Genomic DNA, 25,935 nt, shown 5'->3' with positions numbered 1-25,935 from the left:
AAACAAAAGTGTACAGTTTTCATTTCTTCCTTTATTATAGAATACATATAAAATTTTAAGGGATATGGAGGAGTGAGAATGTCACAGAGAACAATTCAAAAGGTTCTAGTTGCAAACAGAGGGGAAATTGCTATCAGAGTTTTCAGGGCCTGTACAGAGCTCAATTTACGTACAGTGGCCATTTACTCCAAAGAAGACTCGGGCTCTTATCATCGCTATAAAGCAGATGAAGCATATCTAGTTGGAGAAGGGAAAAAACCGATTGATGCCTACCTTGATATCGAGGGGATCATCGACATTGCAAAACGAAATGACGTGGATGCGATTCATCCAGGATACGGATTTTTATCCGAAAACATTCATTTTGCAAGACGATGCGAAGAGGAAGGTATTCAATTTATCGGTCCAACTTCTCAGCATTTAGATATGTTTGGAGATAAAGTAAAGGCGAGAGATGAAGCGAAAAAAGCTGGAATTCCAGTCATTCCAGGAAGTGACGGGCCAGTTGATTCGGTCAAAGAAGTCGAAAAATTCGGTGAAGAATACGGTTACCCGTTTATTATTAAAGCTTCACTTGGCGGCGGAGGCCGCGGTATGCGGATTGTCAGATCAAAAGAGGAGCTGAATGAAGCCTATGACCGTGCAAAGTCAGAGGCAAAAGCTGCTTTTGGAAATGACGAAGTATACGTTGAGAAGCTGATTGAAAATCCGAAACACATTGAAGTGCAGGTGATTGGTGACAATTACGGCAATATCATTCATTTATATGAACGTGACTGCTCTGTTCAAAGGCGTCATCAAAAGGTCATTGAAGTTGCACCAAGTGTGTCACTTACAGATCAATTACGTGAAGACATCTGCGAAGCGGCTGTGAAGCTGGCTCAAAATGTATCCTATATTAACGCTGGGACTGTGGAATTCCTAGTAGCAAATGGTGAGTTTTATTTTATTGAAGTCAATCCAAGGGTACAGGTGGAGCACACGATCACAGAAATGATCACAGGCGTCGATATCGTTCAAACTCAAATACTTGTCGCAAAGGGACATGATCTCCATAGCAAGGAGATCGGCATTCCAAAGCAAAAGGATATCTTTACACATGGATTTGCCATTCAATCACGGGTCACAACAGAGGATCCTTTGAATGACTTTATGCCAGACACAGGAAAAATTATGGCCTATCGTTCAGGCGGTGGATTTGGTGTACGCCTAGATACTGGGAACAGCTTCCAAGGTGCAGTCATTACGCCTTATTACGATTCATTATTGGTCAAGCTATCCACTTGGGCGCTCACATTTGATCAGGCGGCTGCTAAAATGGTCCGAAATTTACAAGAATTCAGGATTCGCGGGATTAAAACGAATATCCCATTTCTTGAAAACGTGGCAAAGCATGAGAAGTTTCTAAAAGGGGAATACGATACGTCGTTTATCGATTCAACACCAGAGCTATTTAATTTCCCTAAGCAAAAAGACCGCGGAACGAAGATGCTGACTTATATTGGTAACGTGACCATTAATGGGTTCCCAGGTATTGCGGAGAAAAAGAAGCCTCATTTTGACAAGCCAAACGTACCAAAGCTTCCTCTTCATCAAGAGATTCCGTCTGGGACAAAACAATTGTTAGACACGCATGGACCTGAGGGGCTTGCCAATTGGGTAAAAGAACAAAGCAATGTTCTTTTAACAGATACAACCTTTAGAGATGCGCATCAGTCTCTGCTTGCGACACGCTTTAGAACCCATGACTTAAAGAAAATTGCTCAGCCGACAGCAGGGTTATGGCCAGAGTTATTTAGTATGGAAATGTGGGGCGGCGCTACATTTGATGTTGCGTACCGCTTCTTAAAAGAAGATCCTTGGGAAAGACTGAAAGAGCTTCGTCAAGAAGTGCCAAACACGTTGTTCCAAATGCTGTTAAGATCATCAAATGCTGTCGGATATACAAACTATGCGGATAATGTAATTAAAGCATTTGTTAAGGAATCGGCTGAGGCGGGCATTGACGTATTCCGTATTTTTGATAGCTTAAACTGGGTCAAAGGCATGACGCTTGCCATTGATTCTGTTCGTGAATCAGGCAAAGTGGCTGAGGCAGCTATTTGTTATACGGGGGATATTCTTGATCCAGCTCGCCCGAAATATGACCTTAAATACTATGTGTCTCTAGCGAAGGAACTTGAAGCCGCAGGCGCTCATATTTTAGGCATTAAAGATATGGCGGGATTATTAAAACCACAGGCAGCTTACGAGCTTGTCTCTGCTTTAAAAGATGAGCTGACGATCCCCATCCATCTTCATACGCATGATACAAGTGGAAATGGACTGTTCACCTATGCAAGAGCGATTGATGCAGGTGTTGATATTGTGGATGTTGCCGTTAGCTCTATGGCGGGGCTCACATCGCAGCCAAGTGCGAGCTCATTATACTATGCTCTAGATGGGCATGAAAGAAAGCCAGATATGGAGGTCAAAGCTGTCGAACGTCTTTCTCAATACTGGGATTCCGTTAGAAAATACTATCATGAATTCGAAAGCGGCATGAATTCGCCGCATACAGAAATTTATGAGCATGAAATGCCTGGCGGTCAGTATAGTAACCTGCAGCAGCAGGCGAAAGGTGTCGGCCTTGGTGACCGCTGGAATGAAGTGAAGGAAATGTACAGACGTGTGAATGACATGTTTGGTGATATTGTGAAGGTGACACCATCCTCTAAAGTGGTTGGAGATATGGCACTTTATATGGTGCAAAATGATCTAACAGAAGAGGATGTTTATGAAAAAGGAGCAACACTGGACTTCCCAGATTCTGTTGTTGAATTATTTAAAGGCTATTTAGGTCAGCCACATGGCGGATTCCCAGAAAAACTGCAAAAGCTGATTTTAAAAGGGGAAGAGCCACTTACTGTGAGACCAGGTGAGAAGCTGGAGCCAGTGGACTTTGAAGACATTAAAAAGCAATTCAAAGAATTACATGACCTCTCCCTGACAGAACAAGATGCAATTGCGTATGCCTTATATCCAAAAGTCTTCTCTGAATTTGTCCAAACAGCAGAAAGCTATGGGGACATCTCAGTTCTTGACACACCGACGTTCTTCTATGGAATGAGACTTGGCGAAGAGATTGAGGTAGAAATTGAAAAAGGAAAAACCCTTATTGTCAAACTCGTGTCAATTGGAGAACCGAATCCAAATGCCACAAGAGTGCTTTACTTTGAGCTAAATGGGCAGCCGCGTGAAGTGGTGATTAAGGATGAAAGCATCAAATCCTCCGTTCAAGAAAAGAGGAAGGCGGACCGTTCAAATCCAAATCACATCGCCGCCTCGATGCCAGGCACTGTCATCAAAGTACTCGTTGAAAAAGGGCAGAAAATCTCGCAAGGTGAGCATTTGATGATCAATGAAGCCATGAAAATGGAAACGACTGTACAAGCACCATTTTCTGCGGTCGTAGATGAAATACATGTGACAAACGGAGAACCAATTCAAACCGGTGATCTGCTGATTGTATTAAAGCCTGAATAATATGTGAGACACATCCATCGCGATGTGTCTTTTTTGAGCGCATTCAAATGTGCAGCGGTCTGAAAGAGTGATTACACTATAGAATGAGGTGAAGAAATGTTGGAAATCGTTGTGATTTGGTTTCGCCGAGATATGCGATTGGATGATCATATCGCCTTATCAAAAGCGATCACATATGCAAAAAAACATGAATACAAATTATTTGCTTTTTATCATCTAGATCCATATTTTACTGAAATGGAGCTTGATTTAAACCATGAACATTTCTTTCAAAACTTGGCTCATTTCGTCAAGGAAGCGAGAGAAGCTCAAGTTTATGTTCACCTTCTCCATGATGATATCTTGCGCGCCTTTCAGCAGGTCATGGATGTTTATGATTTGAAAGCCATCTTTTTTAATGAAGACCAAGTGGGAATCGGTCAAACACGGGACCTTCAAGTAACCGATTTTTTAGAAGAAAAGGGCATTCATGTATCAAAGTGGCAGGATACACACCTTCACGGAGCGCGAGATATTTTAAAAGCGGATGGGTCTCATTATCAAGTATTCACTCCATACTATCAATCATGGCGGAAGCAAGAGAAGCAGCCTGTGATAAAAGTTGACAAGTCTTTTTTTAGCAGTGAGCATACGATTTGTGATGAGTCACTTTCTGAACAGGGAGATGAAAAACTAAGAGAGATCATGAAAAAGTGTTCAAGGACATTTGATCAAATCGGCTCAGACAAAGCGATGAGTACTTTACACACCTTTATTCAAGAAAGATTAACGCGCTATCATGAGAAACGGGATATTCCGTCAGTCTTTGGAACGAGCAAACTGTCACGTTTCTTAAAGACAGGGACAATCTCTATCCGAACGGTCTTTCATGCGTTACATGAGGAAGTGCTCTATGAAGATGAGGGCAAGGAAACCTTTATGAAAGAGCTAGCATGGCGTGATTTTTATCATATGGTGTTTGCCCACTATCCAAAGATGAAGGAAAAAGAAATCAATTCTGCGTTTCAAGGGATGAAATGGAATGAAGATGAGATGCTTTTTGAAGTTTGGTGTAAAGGTGAGACTGGCTTTCCGCTCGTTGATGCAGGAATGAGACAGTTAAATGAAGAAGGCTGGATGCATAACCGCTTACGAATGGTGACTGCATCATTTTTAACAAAGGATTATTTGATCGATTGGAGAAAAGGCGAAGCATATTTTGCGAAAAAACTCGTGGATTATGATGAGGCTTCGAATATCGGAGGATTTCAGTGGGCTGCTTCTGTCGGAACGGATGCTGTACCATACTTTCGCATTTTTAACCCAACGACCCAGTCCAAGCGATTTGATCCGAGCGGGGAATATATTAGAAGATATGTACAAGAGCTAAAGCATGTTGATGAAAAATGGATTCATGAACCAAGTAAAATGCCGATAGATGAACAAATAAAATCGGGATGTGTGCTAGGTAATACATACCCGCTGCCTACAGTCGATCATCAAGAAAGACGCAAAAAAGCCATTTCGCTATTTGAAGAAGCGAAACAATCATAAAAGAAACCCCCTTTCCTAATGGAAGGGGGATACAAGCTTTTATCTAAATGGTTCTTTGTTTTCATATTTAAACCTGGCAATGAGTAAGCAGAAGTAGCATAATACCCCAAACAAACAAGAAATAAAGAATGAATGAGCAAGCGCATAACCAAGTGCAAGGTGAGAATAAACACTCATCACACCTGAAATGGCTTGAAGTGTAATCAGAATGGCTGAAATGATCCATCCATAATATAGCTGCTTCTGATCTTTATAATGTTTCATGGCATGAAGCATGGCGACAAATATCCACACGAATAAAAGAAGTGCTGCTGCTCGGTGAGACATTTGCACCCACTGATTAAAATATGCCGGAAGTGCGCCGTCTTTTGAACAAAACGGAAAGACGGAACAAGCAAGGCTTGATTTTGTATGTCTCACATAAGCGCCCGTATACACCACGATATACGTATATGTGATCAAGCCATAAATATGGAACTGCATTCTTTTTCCAATATGAAGCGGCTTCACAAGCTTTGTTTCAGATCTGGTTGCCTCAAACACAAGAAGAGCAAGCAGTAAGATTGAAGCAAAAGAAATGAGTGAAATACCGAAGTGTAGTGCCATCACAAGTGCGTTAGAACCAAATACAACGGCCAGTGCCCCTAACAGCGCTTGGAGCAGTAAGAATATAATGGACATGATGACTAAAAATTTGGTTTCACGGAATACTGGACTAATTTTTTTCCAGCATAAAATCGCCAGTGCCAGTACAAGAATGGTGGAAACCCCTGTTGACATGCGGTGACTCCATTCAATGATGGAAGCAGGGTTCATTTCAGGGAAAAAACGACCGTGGCACAGGGGCCACTGTCTACCGCAGCCAAGACCCGAGCCGGTTTTCGTAACAAGCGCGCCGCCAATCAGAACGATCAGCATCACAAACGTTGTGACAACGCTCAATAGCCTTAAAGCAAATTTCATCAAATTATTTCACCTTCTCTAAAAAACTTCTGTTCTAAATGAAAACCTCACATGCTCTCAAGTTTAAGCCAAATGCGTGTTCTGTTGCAATTCATAATGACCAATGTTCACAAAAAAAATGATAAGTTAGTTCACAAAGTTTACAGATTTAGAGTGCTTGATCTTTCTTTGACAGTCTGATAGAAATAGAGGAGAGAATATTTCATGTTGCACCGCCTTCAGAAACACACATATATCCTAATAAATTCACGAAAAGTTCACAAATAACTTCAAGTTTGTCGTTTATTATTTAATAGGATGTTTTTTTACAGCTCTTTATCTTGTATGATAGAGTTGTAACGATTTTACGTTTCATTTGCGTTTGAAGGTTTGGGCAAGGGAGGTTATACACATTGGCAAATTCCAAAACAGCCGCGGAAGCAGCTATTCATGGACAAATAGAAGAAACAACAGCTTGGAAAGATTTTCTTGCTCTTATTAAAATGGGCATCGTCAATTCCAACTTCATTACAACATTTACTGGAATGTGGCTTGCTTTTTATTTTACAGATATGAGCTTCCTTGGAAATCTTGATATTGTACTATTAACAATGATTGGTTCTTCTCTTATTATTGCCGGTTCATGCGCCATTAATAATGCGTTTGACCGTGATATTGATATATTAATGGAAAGAACAAAAACAAGACCGACGGTTACAGGTAAGATTCAGCCGGGGCAGGCATATGCATTTGGCATTTTACTTGTTGTACTTGGACTTATTATGCTTCTGATGACAACCATTACATCAGCAGTGATTGGATTTATTGGTGTCTTTACTTATGCAGTTCTTTACACCATGTGGTCTAAACGTCATTACACCATCAATACAGTGATTGGAAGTGTATCTGGAGCGGTTCCGCCATTAATCGGCTGGACAGCTGTCACAGGCACAATCGACACAACGGCTTGGGTTTTGTTTATGATTATGTTCATTTGGCAAATCCCGCACTTCCTGTCACTTGCCATTAAGAAAACGGAAGATTACCGCAAGGCAGGCATTCCAATGCTGCCAGTTGTTTATGGCTTTGAAGTCACAAAGCGCCAAATCATTATTTGGACAGCATGTCTTCTTCCACTTCCATTTTTCTTAGGTGGATTAGGGTGGCCGATTGTTGCACTTGGCACATTGCTTAATATTGGATGGCTAGTGATTGGCCTTATGGGCTTTAAAATGAAAGACGTCATGAAATGGTCAACACTTATGTTCGTTTATTCATTAAACTACTTAACCATCTTTTTCGTTGCGATGATTATTATTACACTATTCTAGAGTGAAATACACTTTGATCACATCAAAACAAAGGCTATATCTTATAACACCACATTTTCTAACAACTATGAAAGCCGCCTGATATTCAGTTCTATTTAGGCGGCTTTCTGTTTATACATAGATGGTATTTTGAGTAAAAACATCATTTTTTTATGAAAAGAGGAAATGTAAGTGCTTTTATAAGGGGCGGGGGTTATTGATGAGTAAGAAGTGATTTTATAAATAAGAGGTAAAAAGCGAAAGGCAAAGGAGATCAAGCAAAAGGGGTTGGGACAAATTATGATAAGAAAATGGCGTGTTTATTCACTGTTTCTCTTACTGACGCTCGTTTTGGCGGGCTGCGGTGAACCATACTTATCAACACTGAGGCCAGTTGGGGAAGTAGCAGATAAACAGTTTTTCCTAACGGTACTGAGTACACTGATTATGGTTCTTGTCGTCATTGTTGTATCGATCATTTTCTTTTACGTCATCATTAAATTCAAACGTTCTAAAGTGGGAGAAGAGAGGATTCCAAAACAGGTGGAAGGGAACCGTAACCTAGAAATTACGTGGACAGCGATTCCAATTCTTCTACTCATTATTCTCGTTGTACCTGTTGTGGCATACACGCTTGAGCTAGGGGATACAAGCGCAATGGATAAGAAAAAACGAGATCCTGAAAAGACACTTGTTGTCAATGTAAGAGCCAGCTTATATTGGTGGGAATTTGAATACCCTGATTATGGGATTGTCACAAGTCAGGAATTGATTGTACCGACTGATCAAAAGGTGTACTTTAAGCTGAAAGCATCTGATGTGAAACACTCTTTCTGGGTTCCATCAGCTGGGGGTAAGGTTGATACAAATACAGACAACGAGAACAAATTTTATTTGATATTTGACTCAAAACGAACAAAAGATGCTGGAGAATATTTCTACGGGAAATGTGCGGAGCTTTGCGGCCCATCACATGCCTTAATGGACTTTAAAGTTAAAACGCTTTCTCAAGATGAATTTTTAGGGTGGACGAAAAAAATGGCTGATTACAAGAAGCCTACATCCACATCTGATCTAGCTCTTGAGGGTGAAAAACTATTTAAAGAGAAAAACTGCTTAAGCTGTCACGCAGTAGAACCTGGTGACGAACGCCCAGAAGCGGCAAGGACGGCTCCAAACCTTGCAACCTTCGGAGAGCGAACAAAAGTAGCCGGGATCAAAGACATGAATAAAGAAAATGTAAAAGCATGGCTGAAAGATCCAGAGAGCTTTAAACCAGGTAATAAGATGACAGGGACGTATCCTAAATTAAATGACTCAGAAGCAGATGCACTCTACGAGTATTTAAAAGGTCTTAAAATAGAGTAAGATCTAGAGCGTATATTCAAGAGGCATGTGAACTATGTGAAGTTTTTGTTAAGAGCTCCCGAATATGTCTCTACAACCGAGAAGCAGTCATCTGTCAGACACAGTCTGTGTAAAGAATATCTATATGAAAAGGGGCAAATGGGAGATAAGAGGGGGATTTCATGGTGAGTACAATAGCTAAAAAGCGGGGGTTTGGCGCTGTCTTATGGGATTACTTGACGACGGTTGACCACAAAAAAATTGCCATACTATATTTAGTGGCAGGGGGATTTTTCTTTTTGGTTGGCGGCCTGGAAGCGATGTTTATCCGTATACAGCTAGCCATCCCTGAAAATGATTTTGTAAGTGCTGGGGTTTACAATGAAATCATGACAATGCATGGAACGACAATGATTTTCCTTGCAGCAATGCCGCTTTTATTTGCATTAATGAATGCGGTCGTACCCATTCAAATTGGTGCACGTGACGTAGCATTTCCATTTGTGAATTCACTTGGGTTTTGGCTGTTCTTTTTCGGAGGAATTTTCTTAAACCTTGGATGGTTTATGGGAGGAGCACCTGATGCAGGCTGGACGGCATATGCTTCGCTCACACTGAATTCAGAAGGGCATGGTATGGATTTCTATATTTTAGGTTTGCAAATAGCGGGGATTGGGACACTGATTGCCGGGATCAACTTTCTTGTAACGATCATTAATATGAGAGCGCCTGGTATGACGTATATGAGAATGCCGCTCTTTACTTGGACGACATTTGTTGCATCTGCACTTATTTTATTCGCATTCCCACCGCTGACAGCAGGGCTTGCGATGCTGATGCTTGATCGAATGTTCGATACGAGCTTTTTCAATCCAGAGCTTGGAGGAAATACGATCATTTGGGAGCATTTGTTCTGGATTTTCGGACACCCGGAAGTATATATCTTGATCCTGCCAGCATTCGGTATTTTCTCTGAGATCATTCCAGTGTTTGCAAGAAAAAGATTGTTCGGCTACTCGTCCATGGTGTTCGCTACTGTATTGATTGGATTTCTTGGATTCATGGTGTGGGCGCATCACATGTTCACAACGGGGCTTGGACCAATTGCAAATGCGATCTTTGCCGTAGCCACGATGGCGATTGCGGTACCGACAGGAATTAAAGTCTTCAACTGGCTCCTCACCATATGGGGCGGTAATGTGAAGTTTACGACACCGATGCTGTATTCGGTTGCGTTCATTCCGTCATTCTTACTTGGCGGGGTAACCGGGGTCATGCTTGCAGCAGCTGCAGCCGATTATCAGTTCCATGATACGTATTTTGTTGTGGCACATTTCCACTACGTGATTATCGGTGGTGTGGTCTTCGGTATTTTAGCAGGTGTGCATTACTGGTGGCCTAAAATGTTTGGAAAAATACTAAATGAGAAACTTGGGAAAATTGGCTTTGTGCTCTTTTTCATCGGTTTCCATTTAACGTTCTTTATCCAGCATTTCCTCGGTCTATGGGGTATGCCGCGCCGGGTCTTTACATTCCTGCCAGGTCAGGGACTTGAGCTTGGGAACTTCATCAGTACGATCGGGGCACTCTTTATGTTTGTAGCCGTTGTCATCATGCTGATTAACGTCATTTGGACAACAGCAAAGGGAGAGCGTGTATCGAGCGATCCTTGGGGAGATGGGAGAACACTTGAATGGGCAGTGTCTTCACCTCCGCCAGAATATAACTTTAAACAGCTTCCACTAGTAAGAGGACTTGATCCATTATGGATTGAGAAAATGGATGGTAAAAAAGGAATGACAGCATCTGAACCGCTCGATGATATTCACATGCCGAATAATTCCATCCTGCCTGTCATTATCTCCTTCGGTCTATTTGTGTCAGCGTTTGGTTTCATGTATCGTCAAGAGCACAGCTGGGGTCTTCCGGTCATCTTCATTGGTCTTGGCATTACGTTTGCGACCATGCTGGTCAGATCTCTTAAAGATGATCATGGCTACCATATACACAAAGAAGAGTTGACCGATGACGATGATAAAGGGGTGAAAGCATAATGGAACCACAAAAAATGACAGCGGAAACCTTTCCAGCTTCGCCTGAGAAAGCCACATTAGAAGGAAAGAATAAGTTCGTCGGGTTCTGGTTGTTTCTTGGGGGAGAAACGGTTCTGTTTGCATCTTTGTTTGCCACTTACTTGGCGCTGAAAAACTCAAATGCAGGCGGAGCAAAAACAACTGATATGTTTGACATCACACTTGTTTTTATTGCTACAATGCTCCTGCTAACGAGCAGTTTAACGAGTGTGTATGCAATGTATCATATGAAAAACTTTGCCTTTAAAAAAATGCAGCTTTGGCTCGGTGTGACCGTTCTATTAGGCGCTGGATTTTTAGGGGTTGAGATTTATGAGTTTTATCACTATGTGCATGCGTACGAATTTACAATTACCAGCTCTGCTCTTGGTTCTTCCTTCTATACACTTGTAGGAACTCACGGGGCTCACGTTGCTTTCGGACTTTGCTGGATCACCGCTCTTATGATTCGAAATATGAGACGCGGACTCGATTTATACAATGCGCCAAAATATTATGTGGCAAGTCTATATTGGCACTTCATTGATGTTGTGTGGGTCTTCATCTTTACCGTTGTATATTTAATGGGAATGGTGGGATAAGAATGGGAAATAAAAACACAAATCAGTCAAAAGTCGATCTTGTATACCGTAAAAAGAAAAATGCCGAAGAAATGAAGCATCAGCTCATTTCTTTCGGCTTGATGATTGGATTAACATTCGTTGCCTTTTTAACGATCGCCTCTGATGATGTCGGGAATTGGTTCGCAGTACCATTTATTTTACTGCTCGCGGGCATTCAGGTGGCCTTTCAGCTTTATTATTTTATGCACATGAACCAAAAAGGGCATGAAACACCCGCGTTGTTTCTTTATTCAGGTGTGTTTGTCGCGTTTATTACCGTTTTAGCCTTTTTGACCATTATATGGTGGTAAGTCCGCTTTGCCCTTGAAGGAGGTGCAGCAATGGAGAACTTAGAGATATTCGGATTTCGAGCATTATGGAGTCCCTACTATTTGATATGTATTGTATTAGCAGCAGCTTTTTATCTACTTCTCGTTACAAAGGGAAAGCACCGTGCGACGGTGAAAGAGAAAACGCTATTTCTGACTGGGCTTGTTCTGTTATATGCCGTAAAAGGCAGCCCAATTGATTTAATGGGACATATTATGTTCAGTGCGCACATGGCGCAAATGGCGGTGCTATATTTAGTCATTCCGCCGCTCCTTATCACAGGTTTACCCGCGGCCATTTGGGAGCGGATCATTCACACACCAGGCATTCAGGCGATTTTTCGTTTGTTTTCCAAGCCTTTGATTGCTCTGCTTGGATTTAACGGGTTATTTTCGCTTTATCATATCCCGCTTGTGTTTGATTTTGTGAAAACTGATCCATTTTATCATGCGTTGATGACGGTTGTTATTTTTATCGCTGCCTTTTTCATGTGGTGGCCGCTTGTCCATAAAGTCCAAAGTCAGCCGCAGATTACGGGCATTTTAAAGCTTGGTTATATCATGGCAGACGGTATATTGATGACACCTGCCTGCGCCCTCATCATGTTTAGTGATGCACCGATTTATGCGACCTATTCAGATGCCGGCGCGTGGATACAAGCTCTGCATCTATGTGTGCCGAGTGATATGCTTGCAGGCCTTGCACTAACTGGCCCTGACATGTTTCACACCTTGCCGCTGCTTGAGGATCAGCAGCTAGGCGCTATTTTGATGAAAATTATTCAGGAGATCGTATACGGCTCGATTCTTGCTGTTGTCTTCTTTGACTGGGCTAGAAAAGAAAGAGCGAAAGATGCCGTACCAGATGCGCTCATTCCGAAATATGAATAAAGAAAAAGCACAGCCTTATGGGCTGTGCTTCTTTTATGCTTCAGCAGTTATAGCTTCTAGTTTTTCTTTCAATTGGTTCAGCGTTTTTTTGCTTGATTGGATAAGAGATTTAGGGAAATCTTCGCCTTCGCCGTATTCAACACCATGCGGATAATAGTGTTTTCCAAGTAAAGGTGTGAGAAGCTGAATGTGTGCCTTTTTGGAGCCAACATCTCCTTCAGTGGCGTAGCCGGAGATCCGTAAATAAAATGTCCCCTCTACCATGTTATACTTCCTGTCGTACGTCACACGCTCATAATCCCATTGGTCGGCTCGTACAAATCCTTCACTTTCCATGATGAAATCCAATTTATTTAAGTCAGCTGATACCTTTTCAATCCCCGTACCTTCAAACTTCACCCAAAACCCCTCCTTATAAAAATTCCCTTTACTGACAATCATAGTATGAAAGCGTTAAACTTTCAACTGTGAAAGGTATGTTCTTTTATAAGCTGGTTACAGTAATAAAGAAAATAATAGATGGAGGAATTAATGTGAAAACGAAAAAAATCAAAGATATTATGACAAAAAAAGTAGTGACGTGCCAAAAGGACGACAATGCTTATGAAGCGGCAGTAAAAATGAAAGATGCAGATATCGGTGCCATTCCAGTGGTTGACGGAGATCAGCTCATTGGAATTGTGACTGACCGTGACCTTGTCCTTAGAGGCATTGCTGAGAAAAAGCCAAACTCGCAGGAAGTTGGGGCGCTTATGACGAAGGAAGTACTAACAGCTGAAGAAGATGCAACGCTTGAAGAAATTGTCCGCTTGATGTCAGAGCATCAGCTCCGCCGAATTCCCGTTGTGAAAAACGGTGCATTAACAGGGATTGTCGCTCTTGGAGATTTATCAGTCGAGGATTTATCAAATGATCGTGCGGGAGATGCACTCACTGAAATCTCTCAACAGGATCAAGATCACGGGCAAGGATTTCTTCATTAACTGGGGCATATTTTAAATTCGTGTTAAATAGGCTGTATTGTCGTTGATAAATGGAGCAAGTTTTGTTTAAATGACAGTAGAAGGTACTTTTTGTACCTTGCCAATTTAACGGAGGTGTTTATTTGAAAACTGTGCTCAAAACACTCCTCATCCTCCTGATTATATCTGGAACGTACGTTCTGTTTATTCAATATGGATCTTCACCAGAAAAAGAAAGCAGCAATGAACCGAAGGTGTCTAATGAAGAAACATCTAGCGATAAGCCGATCAACATCCCAAAAAAGGGGCTTATGTCCTTTATGGGGAAATCATCAAATGAAGTGCTTAAACAGCTGGGAGAACCAGATCGCATTGATCCTTCCGCATATGATTACGACTGGTGGATATACAACCAATCGAAAAAGCACTATATTCAAGTAGGGGTAAAGGATAGTAAAGTGGTGACGTTGTTTGCAACAGGAGACGGGCTGAACGTTGAACCATTTAAAATTGGGCAAGCCACAAGTGAAGTGTTTAAAAAAACACAAATTGCGCCTTACATCCATGTAGAGGATGATCAAAATTCATATCGCTTTGAATTCTCAGAAGATGATATGAACACAAGACCTACCGTGAAAGTAGGGAAGGATGTCTATGTCCAGCTTTACATGGATAAGTTTGAAAGCACCCTTTCAAGTATTAGGGCCTTTAACGCAGATACATTTGTGAAACAAAAACCGTATGAGGTTGTCTATCAAGGTCAATTGATAGAACCCGAAGCAATATCAGGGAAAAAATGGAAGGATATCGAAGCTTCCAGCCAAAAACAAATTTTTGATATGACCAATATTATCCGTCATAAGTACAACCTGCCGACCTTAAAGTGGGACGATGAAACCTCCGAAGTGGCATTTATGCATAGTGAGGACATGAAGGAAAATCATTATTTCTCTCACGAATCTAAAAAATACGGTACGCTGAAAGACCGATTAGAAAGAGGCGAGGTGGCATTTCAGCTCGCAGGTGAAAACATTGCATATAACTATGTAGATGGACCAGCAGCTGTAGAAGGCTGGCTCAATAGCGAAGGTCACCGGAAGGCGTTATTAAATGGAGACTATACACATCTTGGCGTAGGTGTGAAAGAAAAATACTATACACAAAACTTCATCAAGAAAACATCTTAAACGAACGAAAGTAGCTGCACAACCGCAGCTGCTTTTTTTATGAAAAAAGAGGCTCACCAAAACAGATGCTGGTGTATATAGTATAGTAGGCATTTGTATAGGGGGTGAGGATATGACAAACAAGCAAAAGCAAACATCCATTGATGAATTTAAACAATTTGTCAGACGCCATCCGAAATTAATTCAAGAAGTGCAAGCGCAAGAAAAAAGCTGGCAAAGCTTATATGAGAATTGGGTCATGTTTGGTGAGGAAGATGAGATGTGGTCTCCTTACCGGCAAACGCAATCTGAAGAAGCAAAAGAAGAAAAAGCATCTAAGCCAAGAGCAGCAGGCAAAGCAGATTTTATGTCTAAAATGGTGACTGCTGTGAAAAAAATGGACGCTGATCAAATGAATGAACAGATTAACAAAATGAGCCAGTCTATTTCCTCTTTACAAAGCTTACTCGGACAATTTTCATCAAATGGCTCAAAAAAAGGTTCATCTGGAGGCAGCCAGCACCCATTCTCCTTCAGGAAAGATTAATTGAAAGGGGATGCTTTTGGTGCGAAAAGAAGTACAGGAGTTTGTCATGGCCGAAGAGGATCGAATCAAATTTATTAGACAGCGTCCTCTCTGGTACAGACAGCTGACTCGACATCCTGAAAATCTTTCTTCCTTTGAATTAGATAAAATGAACTTTTACGAAAAAACCATTCCTCATCGTGTGAGTCAGTTGAGCAATAGTGTCCAAATGGCTGAAATGATGATTCAAATGTTCCAAGCAATGCGCAATCAAAATGGAGCCGGGTGAGGCTTTTTTGAGTTGATTAAGATGTCTATTTCATGAGCATCCTATGGAAGTAGACGAAAGGAGAATCAGATGATGAAATGGATGCTGTCGATATGCGCATTGCTTTTTCTTATCACCGGGTGTCAAAGTCAATATGAAGAAGAGCAAGTGAACAATCAAGAACCAGCTGTACAAGTCATAAAGCAAGTCCAAAGTGAAATGAAGCAGCAAGGCTTTTTAAAATACAAAGTGCAGGGGTCAGCTGTCTATATAGAAAGTACACTTCAAGATTTCCATCTTGAGCCTTCACTTGGAAATAAGGCAGAGAAGGCTGGATATTTTACAGTATATGTAGACGGAAAACGTGCGGGTAATGAGTATACAGCTGCGTTTGTGGTCAAGCACCTTTCAAAAGGAAAGCATAAAATGACCGTTGTGCTGAATTCCCGTCATCCTGATTTTAAACAAAAAAGAGAAACGTGGGATGTATTTGTCACGTAAAAGCATTTTCTGATCCGTAGGTTTCGTGGTAAACTATGAATTGGAGGTGCAACATTTATGTATGCGACAATCGAATCTGTGGAGCTCCAAGAGGAAGCAAATCAATTGGCTGCCATGATTCTTCAGTCGGAGGAGGCTGAACATTACCGCAACTGCTTTAAGCGTCTCCAGCAAGACGAAGAAGCCCAACAAATTATTGCCCATTTTACAAAAGTAAAAGAGCAATATGAGGATGTGCAGCGGTTCGGCAAATACCATCCGGACTATAGAACGATCTCAAAGGAAATGCGTGAGGTCAAAAGAAAGCTAGATCTTCACGATACAGTGGTTGATTTCAAAAAAGCAGAAACAGCGGTTCAATCCATCTTAGATGAGATTAGTATTGAAATTGGTCAAGCTGTATCAGCATATATTAAAGTTCCAACAGGGAACCCATATTTTGATGGTCTATCATCATGCGGCGGTGGCTGTGGATCTGGAGGCAGCTGTGGCTGTAAAGTATCTTGACGAGACTTGAACGTCTCGTCTTTTACATAATGAATGGAAGAATTGAAAAGCGGCAGGTGAAAAAATGGAAACCAAACGTCAAGGGATGGTCGTTTGGCTGCATTCGTTAAAGCAGTCAAAAGCGCTAAGGAAATTTGGGAATGTTCACTATATTTCAAGAAAAATGAAATATGCAGTGATTTATTGTGATATGAATGATCTCGAGCGCCATATGGCAAAGCTGAACTCATTGCCATTTGTAAAACGTGTTGAGCCATCATATAAACCTTTTATTAAATTAGAGTACGAATCCAAATTGGACAAAGCCAAAGAGTATGATTATAAGGTGGGCTTTTAAAGACACAAAAAAACCCCCGCGGCATCACCCGCGGGGTCCTTCTATTCTTAATGAATCATTAAGGAGAAGGCAAAGGGAGAGGAGAAACCGGAGGAAGAACTTATGGGGAAACGTAAGTCTTCTCCGCGGTTGGCAACAGCACCACATCAGATGCTGTTATAAATAGTATGACCCCGCTTCCTGTCATCTATACATAGAAAATGAATGAAATGACACACATTGTCTCGTGCGGAGTGGATGTGGTAAGATAATGTTGAATTTTTTGTCATAAGAGACAAATAACCAATAGAAGCAAGTAGAAAAAGTGGTGGGAAAATGAGAGTGATCTCTGGAACGAGAAAAGGCCGCGCGCTTAAAGCGGTACCAGGTCAATCAACAAGACCGACGACAGATAAAGTAAAAGAATCCATTTTTAATATGATAGGCCCGTATTTTGATGGCGGGAAGGCCCTTGATTTATTTGCAGGAAGCGGCGGTTTAGGAATTGAAGCGCTCTCTAGAGGATTCGATCATTGTATTTTCGTTGATCGAGATATGAAAGCGATTCAGACGATAAAAGGAAACCTGAATCAATTGTCGCTCATGGACCAAAGTGAAGTATTTCGAAATGATGCAAAGCGTGCGCTCTCAGCCGTAGTAAAACGAGAGGAATCCTTTCAAGCGATCTTTCTTGATCCGCCGTATAAGGATCAAAAGCTCAAGGCACTTCTTGAAATGATTGATGAGCACTCTTTATTAACAGATGATGGTGTGATTGTATGTGAGCATGATAAGGACGTCACGCTGCCTGAGGAAGCTGGACAGCTCCACATTTCAAGGCGGGAACTGTACGGTATGACTGGCATTACGATCTATAGAAAGCGGGGAAATTAAAGCATGGGGAACATAGCCGTTTGTCCGGGTAGCTTCGATCCAGTCACATTGGGCCATTTGGATATTATTAAAAGAGGCGCAAACATCTTTGATGAAGTGTATGTATGTGTATTAAATAACTCATCAAAAAAACCGTTGTTTACAGTTGAAGAACGGTGTGAGCTCATTAGGCAAGCGACAAAGGATTTGCCAAATATTAAAGTTGAATCCTTTCATGGCTTGCTTGTTGATTATGCGAAACAAAAAGAGGCCAAAGTCATTTTGCGTGGTCTAAGAGCTGTGACGGACTTTGAATATGAGATGCAAGGCACCTCGATGAATAAAGTTTTAGATGATGAAATTGAAACGTTCTTTATGATGACCAATAATCAATACTCCTTCTTAAGCTCAAGCATCGTGAAAGAAGTAGCGAAGTATAATGGGTCTGTCAAAGAGCTTGTACCAAAAGAGGTAGAAGCAGCGCTGAAAGAAAAATTTAAAGGATGAGTGCCTTGAGCCCTCATCCTTTTTTTAGTTTCTGATAATATAGCGCAATATACACGATCAGGCTGAATAAAGTGATGAAAGGGCCCGCCGCCACAAGGTGATTCCAAAGCACGCTACTAAACATCATGATTTGCTCATTTGCTTCAAAGGCTCCTGCTGGAAGAGCGATGTCTGATCGAGAGACATAAAGAGGTTTGAATAATAAAAAGGCAAAAACAGCTGCATAAATCCCGTGGAGCAAACGAGCGAAGAAAAACGGTTTAAAGCGTATATCAGTTGCTGCTAAAATGCCCGCTACCTGGGCTTGCACAGAGAACCCGCTGAATCCTAAAATAAAGCTGACGACAATTGTTTTAGCAAGTAGTGTGACCTCTTGTGCCCCGGTTAGCTGACTTCCTAATGTGATTTCAAATAAACCGGCAATCATGGCTAGATCTAATTCTGGTGGAAGATGCATCGTTTGCAGCATATACCCGATCCCTATGGAGAAGAGGTCTGTCACATGCACAACTGCCAGCATTTTGCTAAAGACAGAAAACAAGATAATAAAGCCGCCAATCATAAAGAGTGTTTGAACGGATGACATGACAGCATCGCTTAAAATTTGGCCGAGCGGTCTTTTCTCTGCAAGTCTTGCTGTATGGAGGGCGTTGAAAGCCTCTTTAAACGGTGGAAATAAAAATCCTTTCCGGCTTCTAAGGTGCGCATCATGCCGGGCTTTATACCCCCGCATCGTCACACCAACAGCGAGATTCCCTAAATAATGTGCGCAGGCTAAAACAATCCCTAAGGCTGGGTGATGAAAAAAACCAACAGCCACCGCGCCGAAAATAAACAATGGATTCGATGAATTTGTGAAGGAAACAAGGCGCTCTGCTTCGATTCTCGTTAGCTGCCCTTCTTGCCTGAGTCTTGTCGTTAATTTAGCGCCAGAAGGAAAGCCTGAAGCCATTCCCATCGCTAGTACAAATCCGCCGACACCAGGTACTCGAAAGATGGGGCGCATAAAGGGCTCTAATAGCACCCCGACAAATCTGACAATCCCGAAACTAATTAATAGCTCGGACAAAATAAAAAAAGGAAGCAATGATGGAAATACAACCTCCCACCACATTGCAAGTCCATTTTTCGACGCTTGCAAAGAGGCTTGTGGATGTGTAATCACAGTGGCTGTTAAAAAGATAAAAAAAGCAGCGATGAACAGAGTGTTCCATTTTGTCATGGAGATTTCGCCCCTTGCCGTTATGATCTATTGGCGAGCTCGTGATCAAAGAAAAAGGAAGAAACTAGCCGAGCCTGTCTTCTATTACTATACGAGCAGAAGGGGCATGTTTAGACCTATAGATTCGTATATATGCATAGAAAGAGGAGGGAGGATTTTCATGAAGCGACCGGTCATCGGCCTTGCGTTAGGCTCCGGGGGTGCGAGAGGAATGGCACATATTGGGGTTTTATCTAGTCTTGAGAAACAAGGAATTCAGGTGGATATGATCGCTGGTAGCAGTGCTGGGGCACTTGTTGGGAGCTTTTATGCGGCGGGACAAGACGTAGAAAAAATGAAAAAACTTGCACTTGTCTTCAGAAGAAAGTATTATGCTGACTATACACTGCCAAAAATCGGTCTTTTAAAAGGCAATCGAATTTTGCAGTTGATCCACACGTTTACATATGGGAAAAAAATTGAGGAATTACGAATGCCTCTTGCAATCGTCGCGTGTGACCTTGCGACAGGAGAGAAGGTTGTGTTTAAAGAAGGGTCTGTCTCACAAGCAGTTAGAGCAAGCATTAGCATTCCGGGCGTGTTTGTTCCGCACGTTATGGGCGGCAGACAGCTAGTGGATGGAGCAGTGGTTGACCGCATTCCTGTGTCTGTTTTAAAGGAAATGGGTGCAGACCTCATTATCGCCTCTGATGTATCAAGGGTGAAAAAAACAGAAAAGGCGACGAGATTATCGGATGTGATTATGCAAAGCCTTGACATCCTTCAAAATGAATTGGTTCGTCATCAAACCATTCACGCAGATGTCATGATTCGGCCGAGGCTTGAAACATATAGCTCTAGTGCATTTACACAGATTCAAGAGATGATTGAAGCAGGTGAGCTCGCCGCAGATCAACTAAAAGAGAAACTGAAAGATGTCATTGATAAATGGGAGTGTTAATCGAATGAAAAAATTGAATATTCGCTGGCTCAGCTTTTTTGTGGTTGTCCTTGTATTATTTGGCTTAACCTTTGTTAAACTGCCGTATTACGTGACAAAGCCGGGCGATGCAACAGAGATTGCACCGCACATTCAAGTAGACGGAGCATATGGCGAGAAGGGCAGCTTCTCTCTTATGACCATTAAAGTAGGTCCAGCAAACCCATATACGTATTTGCTTGCAAAAATGAACAAGTATGACGAGATCGTCCCGGAAGAAAACATTAAAGCGGACGGAGAATCAGATGAAGACTACATGAAAAGGCAGCTTCAGCTGATGAAAAGCTCTCAAGAAAATGCAATGATTGCTGCTTATACAAAAGCAGGCAAAAAAGTAGATTATACATTTAACGGAGTATATGCGAGCTACGTGATGAAAGGAATGCCTGCTTACGGAAAAATTGAAGTAGGTGACCGGATCAAAAGCGTTGATGGCAAGACCTATGATTCTGCTGATAAAATGGTTTCATATATCAGCAGTAAAAAAGCAGGCACAGCTGTCCGCTTTGTCCTTGAACGAAACGGCAAAGAAATCACGCAGCAAGTGACGTTAAAACCATTTAAAGAAGAGCCAAAACGTGTCGGAATTGGTGTGTCATTGTTTACAGACCGTCATGTGAAAGTGTCACCTGCGATTAAAGTAGATATTGAAAATATCGGTGGTCCATCAGCAGGCTTAATGATGTCGCTTGAAATTTATAACCAGCTGACAAAAGAAGACGAAACACATGGCTATGCGATTGCGGGGACTGGAACGATTGACGCCGATGGAACGGTCGGCCCAATTGGAGGGATCGATCAAAAGGTTGTAGCTGCAGATAAAGCTGGAAAAGACATATTCTTTGCACCAAACGAGAAAGGCGATCCAAACTCTGACTACCAAAATGCAGTCAAAACAGCAAAAAATATTAAAAGTGATATGAAAATCGTCCCTGTAGACACAATGCAGGACGCACTAAACTATTTAAACAAGTTAAAAGAGAAAGCATCTTAAGTAAAAAAAGAGTAGCCTTAATTAAGGCTGCTCTTTTTATCGAGATTGGAAGAGTCCGGTCTCTTCATCATATCGGATCGGTGAGGTTTTAAACTCTGCTTCCGTTAATTCTGTTTGCATTGGCTCACGGATGGGAAGGCTGAAGACACGGGAAGCGCGAATGTCAAGATCAAGTGCTGGATGTGAAAAGGAAGACAGCTTGCTCACAAGCGGTACGTCCAATTCTTTTTTCACAAGAGATAAGTATTGCTGTCCTTTCTTTGACATACCGAGTAACCGAATGTAGGGTGCCTTTTTCTCTTCAAGCAGTTGATGCATGTCCTTTTTCTTCACTCTCATTAAGAGGTGCGTATTCATCCGTTGCAGTCTTGTCCACGTATAGCGTTTTGTTTTCACAAGTGATAGATATTCCTCATAGGAGGACGCGTGTGTGATGGCTTTTTGCATGCGGTGTTCGATTCCTTCTTCCATTTCATAGATACCCTCTAGCTCTGCCGCATTCATTGTGTGAAAGACATGTTTTAAGAAGCTAAAATAGGCTTCTTTTGTATGTAAAAGACCGTATGAAGAATGATAGTCATGTAATTGCTTTAAAGTATTATCCGGGAGATAGGGGGTGACCGCTTCAAATGAGCCGTGCTCTTTTAATGCTTTTCGAATACTTGTGGCACTTGCGATTTTCTGATTGACAGGAAGTTTTTCATCATGATAACCAGATGCAATTCTTTTAGAGGTAAAGGGCTGCATGTGAGGGGATCGCTCTAAGATGGCCTTTACATAATGGAAGCCTAAAATGTTATTCGGTTTAGATAAATCCAGTAAGTGCTCAAGGTAAATGGTCTCTTGAAATGCAGCGGCTGCCGCTGCCGGATAACTAAGGCCTTCTTTGACCTTCTCCTTTGTTAAAAGGTCAATCTCTGCCTTTTTCTCCTGCCATGCGTGAGCTGTGCGCTTAAATACGTTGATATCACCATCCTCGCTTCCGAAAAATAGAGAGCGGCATTTTAAAGCGTCTAGGATGGACACAGCGCCATTTGCAAAGGTTTCTGCCTTTTGCACAGCGTAAATGTATGGAAGCTCACACACAATGTCTACACCGTTTTGCAGTGCCATTTTTGTACGTGCCCACTTTGAAACAATTGCAGGCTCTCCGCGCTGGAGAAAGGAACCGCTCATAACGGCAATGGCAACATCTGAAGAGGTTTGTTTTTTCGCCTGACGAACATGATGGGCATGTCCATAATGAAATGGATTGTACTCTACAACGACTCCCGTTGCTTTCAATAGATGTCCCGCCTTTCTTGCTATGGTGAAATGGTCTATGCTACAGTAGCATAAGGGAAAAATGAAGCTCATTTTTTTCAGTGTAGGCATTCCTGGAACTGATGTCAAACAACCAGTTGCCATCACAAAGGACTGTAAAGAAAAAATATTGACAAATAGCATGATGAAAGCTATAATCATGTTTGTTGCTCTTAGAGGTGATACAATTGAAATGGACAGTTTATCAGTTACATCAAAAAGCTAAAAACAGCTTCGATTTTCATGAGACGGTTGACTTAAATGAACTTACTAGCCTTCATTCAGATATACGTCGCATTTCACCAGTAGAGGTGAAAGGGACTGGAGTGATCGAATCAAAGCAAGTCGCATTTGATTTAACCATCACAGGTGAAATGACATTGCCTTGTTCAAGAACGCTTGTTGATGTAAATTATCCATTTGCGATTTCAACGAAAGAACTATTTGTACTTCATAAGACAGACGATATAGAAGATGAAGACGTTTCTATTGTAGAAGACGATATCATCGACTTAACGCCTTTAGTCAAGGAAGAAATACTTCTTGAAGTGCCGATGCAAATCTTTTGCGACCAAACAGACGTAAAAGGTGCTGCACCACAGGAAGGGAATGACTGGGCGGTCATTTCGGAAGATGCACATCAAAACCGAATTGATCCGCGTCTGGAAGGCTTGAAGAAGCTCTTAGAAGAAAATAATGAATCTTAACTCTTTAAGGAGGTGGGAATAATGGCTGTACCTTTTAGAAGAACTTCTAAAATGAAAAAAAGATTGCGTCGTACGCATTTCAAACTACAAGTACCTGGTATGGTAGCTTGCCCAGAATGCGGTGAAATGAAAATTTCTCATCGTGTCTGCAAATCTTGCGGAACATACAAAGGCAAAGACGTAAAAAGCAATTAATTCTTGATAAAAAAGCGTGAGGGAATCTTCCCTTGCGTTTTTTTATTTGTCTATTTTTTAGGTTTCTCTCCTGTAAATAGTCTATCTACTCTAGTAAGCGCATATGATGTGGTATTCAGATTCAGGGGGGATGATTAATTGACGATGACAAGGCAGGACGCATGGACACAAGATGAAGATTTACTTTTAGCAGAAGTCGTCTTAAGGCACATTCGTGATGGAGGGACCCAGCTTTCCGCATTTGAAGAAGTCGGGAAAGCACTATCAAGGACAGCTGCAGCATGTGGATTTAGGTGGAATTCTTACGTGAGAAAACAATACCAAGCAGGCATTGAGCTCGCGAAAAAACAGCGAAAAGAACTGCGTAAAAAGATCGGTATTCATTCCTCAGGTTTACCACAGCATGCGTTGACAATAGAAGAGAAGACATCTTCGGATCATGCTGAATTGACCCTTCGAGAAGTGATTCAGTTTTTAGAGCAGCTTGAGAAAGAGCCCTCTGGTCCCGCTTATTTACGCGAGGAACTAAAGGATGCACATCATCAATTAAAGTCACTCACAGAAGAAAATGAACACTTAAAGCGCCAATTGAAAATGACAGAAGAAGATTACCGGGCACTCATTGGGATTGTTGAAAGAGTCAAACAGAATATCAGCTTAAAAGACTACGCAAAATAAGAAAACGCCCCTCACACATAAAAGGAGGGGCGTTTTGTCATCGATCATTAAGCGGATTCACCTGTATTTTTTTGGATATGAGCAGGCTCCCAGATGAGTGGATTTTCACCTTTATCGCGTTCCATATCATATTTCACTGCTTCAAAGCCCATCTTATCCCAAAAACCGGCAGATTTGACGCGTGGAGCCGTTCGAATCGGCAATCCGAAAGATTTGGCGAATTCAACAAGTGCTTCGCCATACCCTTTGCGTTGATACCCAGGAAGCACTTCTAGCTTCCATAGCTCTAAATAATCATGGTTATGGTCAAAATACGTCGTCGTCGAGCCATCCACTTGATATAGGCTCATACGTGCCACAAGCTTATCTCCGAAATAAATCCCATAAAATGGAGAGTTGCTGTCATTTTCAATCATATTGCTTTCAAGGTCTTCAAGCATGGACAGCTCTTGAATGCCATATTCCTTAAATTGTTTAAATTCCTCTAACGTTTTGTAATTAATTAGAAGACGTTTTACTTGTGCCATGTGATCTTCCCCCTTACACACATAATGTCGACAGTGATGTCATTGAAGGCGTTTTCATCCCATCCGCCTAAAAAAGTTTTTACACTTATTATTATAGTTTTTAAATTAAAAAAATTCAATCATAGTGCGTCCTCTGCTTTTTGCATCATGACATGAAACTGTTAAAATAGTGGATATGATGAAGTAAACAGAAAAAGGGAAGTGCGGCAGTTGAAAATTGGAATCATTGGCGGCGGTGCGATTGGTCTGCTTTGTGCTAGTTATTTATCACAGCATCATGATATCACTGTCTTTACAAGAAGAAACAAGCAGGCAGAAAAGATTCGAGCATCAGGAATTAAGCGAACGGTAGGAGGAGAAACATTTCAGACGGCTGCCCATGCACAGACAGGGATAACAGAAATATGTGATCTGCTCATTGTGACGGTAAAATATCATCATTTGCAAGATGTACTCGATGAATTATCGACATTACCTCGTCAGCGGATCTTATTTTTGCAGAACGGAATGGCCCACCTATTCGATTTAAAGAATTGGGAAACGCCGCATCAATTATATATAGGTGTGGTAGAGCACGGGGCCATGAAGGTGTCAGATCATGCAGTTCACCATACAGGTATTGGTGTGATCAAATGGGGGGCATTTCATCATAAGGAAACAGCAGATGTGAGGAATGCATTGAATATAGCATCTTCCCATTTTCAGATGGTCTATACAGATGAATGGAAAAAGGTGCTCGAGGAAAAACTGCTTGTCAATGTGTGCATTAACCCGCTGACGGCTTTATTACATGTGAAAAATGGGGAACTGATCGCAAATCCCTCATATGAACACATGATGAAATGCGCATTTGAAGAAGCTGTTTCCATTTTGGGCTTGTCTGAAAAAGAGCGGCTCTGGTCCCATGTGGTCTCTATTTGTGAGAAGACGGCCGCTAATCAATCGTCGATGCTGCAAGATATCGTTAATGGCCGCCAAACCGAAAGAAAAGCCATCCTTGGCTATCTTTTAAAACAGGCTCAAGTTCAAGAGATTCAGGCACCACATCTTACTTTCTTCAATAGAAGCTTGGAAGTATTGGAAAAAAAGCAAACAAAATCTTTTGAGTGAACTCATTTACATGCTATACTTTT

At 41.6% G+C, this 25,935-nt stretch carries 28 protein-coding genes; 23 read left to right on the top strand and 5 right to left on the bottom strand.

The annotated features are described in order from the left end of the window. The first annotated feature begins 78 nt into the window (after positions 1 to 78). Both pyc and IEE86_RS07015 read left to right on the top strand, forming a co-directional pair. On the top strand, positions 79 to 3,525 hold the full coding sequence (gene pyc / locus IEE86_RS07020) for a pyruvate carboxylase (protein ID WP_191096570.1): 3,447 nt from the start codon (positions 79 to 81) through the stop codon (positions 3,523 to 3,525). A gap of 99 nt (positions 3,526 to 3,624) precedes the next feature. After that, on the top strand, positions 3,625 to 5,058 hold the full coding sequence (locus IEE86_RS07015; protein ID WP_191096913.1) for a cryptochrome/photolyase family protein: 1,434 nt from the start codon (positions 3,625 to 3,627) through the stop codon (positions 5,056 to 5,058). Between the two features lie 39 nt (positions 5,059 to 5,097). On the opposite strand, the gene IEE86_RS07010 is transcribed toward IEE86_RS07015, so the two are convergent. Continuing rightward, positions 5,098 to 6,021 carry a COX15/CtaA family protein gene (locus IEE86_RS07010; protein WP_191096569.1) on the bottom strand — a complete coding sequence of 308 codons (924 nt, stop codon included), beginning with the start codon at positions 6,019 to 6,021 and terminating at the stop codon, positions 5,098 to 5,100. A gap of 392 nt (positions 6,022 to 6,413) precedes the next feature. On the opposite strand from IEE86_RS07010, the gene cyoE reads away from it, so the two are divergent. The 6 genes from cyoE to ctaG all read left to right on the top strand — a co-directional run bounded on the left by cyoE (position 6,414) and on the right by ctaG (position 12,572). Continuing rightward, positions 6,414 to 7,331, top strand: a complete 918-nt coding sequence (gene cyoE / locus IEE86_RS07005; protein ID WP_034318063.1) for a heme o synthase — start codon at positions 6,414 to 6,416, stop codon at positions 7,329 to 7,331. A gap of 279 nt (positions 7,332 to 7,610) precedes the next feature. Next, the gene (gene coxB / locus IEE86_RS07000; RefSeq protein ID WP_191096568.1) at positions 7,611 to 8,678 is read left to right on the top strand and encodes a cytochrome c oxidase subunit II; all 1,068 of its coding nucleotides are present in this window, start codon (positions 7,611 to 7,613) and stop codon (positions 8,676 to 8,678) included. Positions 8,679 to 8,839: 161 nt separating this feature from the next. Then, positions 8,840 to 10,711: a cytochrome c oxidase subunit I gene (ctaD, locus tag IEE86_RS06995; RefSeq protein WP_191096567.1), complete on the top strand. Its 1,872-nt coding sequence runs from the start codon at positions 8,840 to 8,842 to the stop codon at positions 10,709 to 10,711. Beyond that, complete coding sequence (gene ctaE / locus IEE86_RS06990) at positions 10,711 to 11,331, top strand: cytochrome c oxidase subunit III (protein WP_060699179.1); 621 nt, start codon at positions 10,711 to 10,713, stop codon at positions 11,329 to 11,331. Before ctaD ends, ctaE begins: the two co-directional genes overlap by 1 nt. Positions 11,332 to 11,333: 2 nt before the next feature. Next, on the top strand, positions 11,334 to 11,663 hold the full coding sequence (gene ctaF, locus IEE86_RS06985) for a cytochrome c oxidase subunit IVB (protein ID WP_060699178.1): 330 nt from the start codon (positions 11,334 to 11,336) through the stop codon (positions 11,661 to 11,663). A gap of 30 nt (positions 11,664 to 11,693) precedes the next feature. Continuing rightward, complete coding sequence (ctaG, locus tag IEE86_RS06980) at positions 11,694 to 12,572, top strand: cytochrome c oxidase assembly factor CtaG (protein WP_191096566.1); 879 nt, start codon at positions 11,694 to 11,696, stop codon at positions 12,570 to 12,572. Positions 12,573 to 12,605: 33 nt separating this feature from the next. On the opposite strand, the gene IEE86_RS06975 is transcribed toward ctaG, so the two are convergent. Further along, positions 12,606 to 12,971 (bottom strand): YugN family protein, encoded by a 366-nt coding sequence (locus IEE86_RS06975; protein WP_008345035.1) that lies wholly within the window; start codon positions 12,969 to 12,971, stop codon positions 12,606 to 12,608. A 161-nt stretch (positions 12,972 to 13,132) separates the two neighbouring features. Between IEE86_RS06975 and IEE86_RS06970 the strand changes: the two genes are divergently transcribed. From IEE86_RS06970 to coaD, 9 genes are all read left to right on the top strand, one after another. Then, positions 13,133 to 13,555 carry a CBS domain-containing protein gene (locus IEE86_RS06970; RefSeq protein WP_224740880.1) on the top strand — a complete coding sequence of 141 codons (423 nt, stop codon included), beginning with the start codon at positions 13,133 to 13,135 and terminating at the stop codon, positions 13,553 to 13,555. Between the two features lie 122 nt (positions 13,556 to 13,677). After that, positions 13,678 to 14,721 carry a CAP domain-containing protein gene (locus IEE86_RS06965; RefSeq protein ID WP_191096564.1) on the top strand — a complete coding sequence of 348 codons (1,044 nt, stop codon included), beginning with the start codon at positions 13,678 to 13,680 and terminating at the stop codon, positions 14,719 to 14,721. 112 nt (positions 14,722 to 14,833) lie between these two features. Next, positions 14,834 to 15,247 carry a YlbD family protein gene (locus IEE86_RS06960; RefSeq protein WP_191096563.1) on the top strand — a complete coding sequence of 138 codons (414 nt, stop codon included), beginning with the start codon at positions 14,834 to 14,836 and terminating at the stop codon, positions 15,245 to 15,247. 19 nt (positions 15,248 to 15,266) lie between these two features. Further along, the gene (locus IEE86_RS06955; RefSeq protein ID WP_039178297.1) at positions 15,267 to 15,515 is read left to right on the top strand and encodes a YlbE-like family protein; all 249 of its coding nucleotides are present in this window, start codon (positions 15,267 to 15,269) and stop codon (positions 15,513 to 15,515) included. A gap of 69 nt (positions 15,516 to 15,584) precedes the next feature. Then, a complete protein-coding gene (locus IEE86_RS06950) occupies positions 15,585 to 15,995 on the top strand; it encodes a hypothetical protein (RefSeq protein WP_224740860.1) in 411 nt (136 codons plus the stop codon). 57 nt (positions 15,996 to 16,052) lie between these two features. Then, complete coding sequence (gene ricF, locus IEE86_RS06945) at positions 16,053 to 16,502, top strand: regulatory iron-sulfur-containing complex subunit RicF (protein ID WP_034318038.1); 450 nt, start codon at positions 16,053 to 16,055, stop codon at positions 16,500 to 16,502. 64 nt (positions 16,503 to 16,566) lie between these two features. Then, the gene (locus IEE86_RS06940) at positions 16,567 to 16,839 is read left to right on the top strand and encodes a YlbG family protein (RefSeq protein ID WP_034318036.1); all 273 of its coding nucleotides are present in this window, start codon (positions 16,567 to 16,569) and stop codon (positions 16,837 to 16,839) included. A 285-nt stretch (positions 16,840 to 17,124) separates the two neighbouring features. Continuing rightward, entirely contained in the window at positions 17,125 to 17,712 is a 588-nt protein-coding gene (gene rsmD, locus IEE86_RS06935) for a 16S rRNA (guanine(966)-N(2))-methyltransferase RsmD (RefSeq protein ID WP_318010272.1), read from the top strand. 3 nt (positions 17,713 to 17,715) lie between these two features. Then, entirely contained in the window at positions 17,716 to 18,198 is a 483-nt protein-coding gene (coaD, locus tag IEE86_RS06930; protein WP_191096561.1) for a pantetheine-phosphate adenylyltransferase, read from the top strand. Between the two features lie 13 nt (positions 18,199 to 18,211). Here the strand turns inward: coaD and ylbJ are convergent, their stop codons facing one another. Then, complete coding sequence (ylbJ, locus tag IEE86_RS06925) at positions 18,212 to 19,420, bottom strand: sporulation integral membrane protein YlbJ (RefSeq protein WP_224740859.1); 1,209 nt, start codon at positions 19,418 to 19,420, stop codon at positions 18,212 to 18,214. A 160-nt stretch (positions 19,421 to 19,580) separates the two neighbouring features. Between ylbJ and IEE86_RS06920 the strand changes: the two genes are divergently transcribed. Further along, positions 19,581 to 20,360, top strand: coding sequence for a patatin-like phospholipase family protein (locus IEE86_RS06920; protein WP_191096560.1), 780 nt, complete (start codon positions 19,581 to 19,583; stop codon positions 20,358 to 20,360). A 4-nt stretch (positions 20,361 to 20,364) separates the two neighbouring features. Continuing rightward, the gene (locus IEE86_RS06915; protein ID WP_191096559.1) at positions 20,365 to 21,393 is read left to right on the top strand and encodes a SepM family pheromone-processing serine protease; all 1,029 of its coding nucleotides are present in this window, start codon (positions 20,365 to 20,367) and stop codon (positions 21,391 to 21,393) included. Between the two features lie 36 nt (positions 21,394 to 21,429). On the opposite strand, the gene IEE86_RS06910 is transcribed toward IEE86_RS06915, so the two are convergent. Then, the gene (locus IEE86_RS06910; RefSeq protein ID WP_224740858.1) at positions 21,430 to 22,677 is read right to left on the bottom strand and encodes a nucleotidyltransferase; all 1,248 of its coding nucleotides are present in this window, start codon (positions 22,675 to 22,677) and stop codon (positions 21,430 to 21,432) included. Positions 22,678 to 22,883: 206 nt separating this feature from the next. On the opposite strand from IEE86_RS06910, the gene IEE86_RS06905 reads away from it, so the two are divergent. The 3 genes from IEE86_RS06905 to gerR all read left to right on the top strand — a co-directional run bounded on the left by IEE86_RS06905 (position 22,884) and on the right by gerR (position 24,275). After that, positions 22,884 to 23,402 (top strand): YceD family protein, encoded by a 519-nt coding sequence (locus tag IEE86_RS06905; protein WP_003210956.1) that lies wholly within the window; start codon positions 22,884 to 22,886, stop codon positions 23,400 to 23,402. 21 nt (positions 23,403 to 23,423) lie between these two features. Further along, positions 23,424 to 23,597 carry a 50S ribosomal protein L32 gene (rpmF, locus tag IEE86_RS06900; protein WP_008354700.1) on the top strand — a complete coding sequence of 58 codons (174 nt, stop codon included), beginning with the start codon at positions 23,424 to 23,426 and terminating at the stop codon, positions 23,595 to 23,597. Positions 23,598 to 23,735: 138 nt separating this feature from the next. Next, a complete protein-coding gene (gene gerR / locus IEE86_RS06895; RefSeq protein WP_191096557.1) occupies positions 23,736 to 24,275 on the top strand; it encodes a sporulation-specific transcriptional regulator GerR in 540 nt (179 codons plus the stop codon). 47 nt (positions 24,276 to 24,322) lie between these two features. On the opposite strand, the gene IEE86_RS06890 is transcribed toward gerR, so the two are convergent. Further along, positions 24,323 to 24,802, bottom strand: a complete 480-nt coding sequence (locus tag IEE86_RS06890; RefSeq protein ID WP_191096556.1) for an N-acetyltransferase — start codon at positions 24,800 to 24,802, stop codon at positions 24,323 to 24,325. 210 nt (positions 24,803 to 25,012) lie between these two features. On the opposite strand from IEE86_RS06890, the gene IEE86_RS06885 reads away from it, so the two are divergent. Then, positions 25,013 to 25,912 carry a 2-dehydropantoate 2-reductase gene (locus IEE86_RS06885; RefSeq protein WP_191096555.1) on the top strand — a complete coding sequence of 300 codons (900 nt, stop codon included), beginning with the start codon at positions 25,013 to 25,015 and terminating at the stop codon, positions 25,910 to 25,912. Positions 25,913 to 25,935 lie beyond the last annotated feature (23 nt).

The sequence above is a fragment of the Bacillus crepusculi genome (genome assembly GCF_014764715.1).
GTDB lineage: Bacteria > Bacillota > Bacilli > Bacillales > Bacillaceae > Bacillus.
The sequence above is the reverse complement of the archived record's forward strand: the minus strand, read 5'-3'. Positions and strand labels throughout refer to the sequence as shown.

What these genes read in the sequence shown, in the direction of transcription:
- pyc (WP_191096570.1), top strand. Translation starts at nt 79, where the DNA reads ATGTCACAGAGAACAATTCAAAAGGTTCTAGTTGCAAACAGAGGGGAA.
- IEE86_RS07010 (WP_191096569.1), bottom strand. Translation starts at nt 6,021, where the DNA reads ATGAAATTTGCTTTAAGGCTATTGAGCGTTGTCACAACGTTTGTGATG.
- coxB (WP_191096568.1), top strand. Translation starts at nt 7,611, where the DNA reads ATGATAAGAAAATGGCGTGTTTATTCACTGTTTCTCTTACTGACGCTC.
- ctaD (WP_191096567.1), top strand. Translation starts at nt 8,840, where the DNA reads ATGGTGAGTACAATAGCTAAAAAGCGGGGGTTTGGCGCTGTCTTATGG.
- ctaE (WP_060699179.1), top strand. Translation starts at nt 10,711, where the DNA reads ATGGAACCACAAAAAATGACAGCGGAAACCTTTCCAGCTTCGCCTGAG.
- ctaF (WP_060699178.1), top strand. Translation starts at nt 11,334, where the DNA reads ATGGGAAATAAAAACACAAATCAGTCAAAAGTCGATCTTGTATACCGT.
- ctaG (WP_191096566.1), top strand. Translation starts at nt 11,694, where the DNA reads ATGGAGAACTTAGAGATATTCGGATTTCGAGCATTATGGAGTCCCTAC.
- IEE86_RS06970 (WP_224740880.1), top strand. Translation starts at nt 13,133, where the DNA reads ATGACAAAAAAAGTAGTGACGTGCCAAAAGGACGACAATGCTTATGAA.
- IEE86_RS06960 (WP_191096563.1), top strand. Translation starts at nt 14,834, where the DNA reads ATGACAAACAAGCAAAAGCAAACATCCATTGATGAATTTAAACAATTT.
- IEE86_RS06950 (WP_224740860.1), top strand. Translation starts at nt 15,585, where the DNA reads ATGATGAAATGGATGCTGTCGATATGCGCATTGCTTTTTCTTATCACC.
- ricF (WP_034318038.1), top strand. Translation starts at nt 16,053, where the DNA reads ATGTATGCGACAATCGAATCTGTGGAGCTCCAAGAGGAAGCAAATCAA.
- IEE86_RS06940 (WP_034318036.1), top strand. Translation starts at nt 16,567, where the DNA reads ATGGAAACCAAACGTCAAGGGATGGTCGTTTGGCTGCATTCGTTAAAG.
- coaD (WP_191096561.1), top strand. Translation starts at nt 17,716, where the DNA reads ATGGGGAACATAGCCGTTTGTCCGGGTAGCTTCGATCCAGTCACATTG.
- ylbJ (WP_224740859.1), bottom strand. Translation starts at nt 19,420, where the DNA reads ATGACAAAATGGAACACTCTGTTCATCGCTGCTTTTTTTATCTTTTTA.
- IEE86_RS06920 (WP_191096560.1), top strand. Translation starts at nt 19,581, where the DNA reads ATGAAGCGACCGGTCATCGGCCTTGCGTTAGGCTCCGGGGGTGCGAGA.
- IEE86_RS06915 (WP_191096559.1), top strand. Translation starts at nt 20,365, where the DNA reads ATGAAAAAATTGAATATTCGCTGGCTCAGCTTTTTTGTGGTTGTCCTT.
- rpmF (WP_008354700.1), top strand. Translation starts at nt 23,424, where the DNA reads ATGGCTGTACCTTTTAGAAGAACTTCTAAAATGAAAAAAAGATTGCGT.
- IEE86_RS06890 (WP_191096556.1), bottom strand. Translation starts at nt 24,802, where the DNA reads ATGGCACAAGTAAAACGTCTTCTAATTAATTACAAAACGTTAGAGGAA.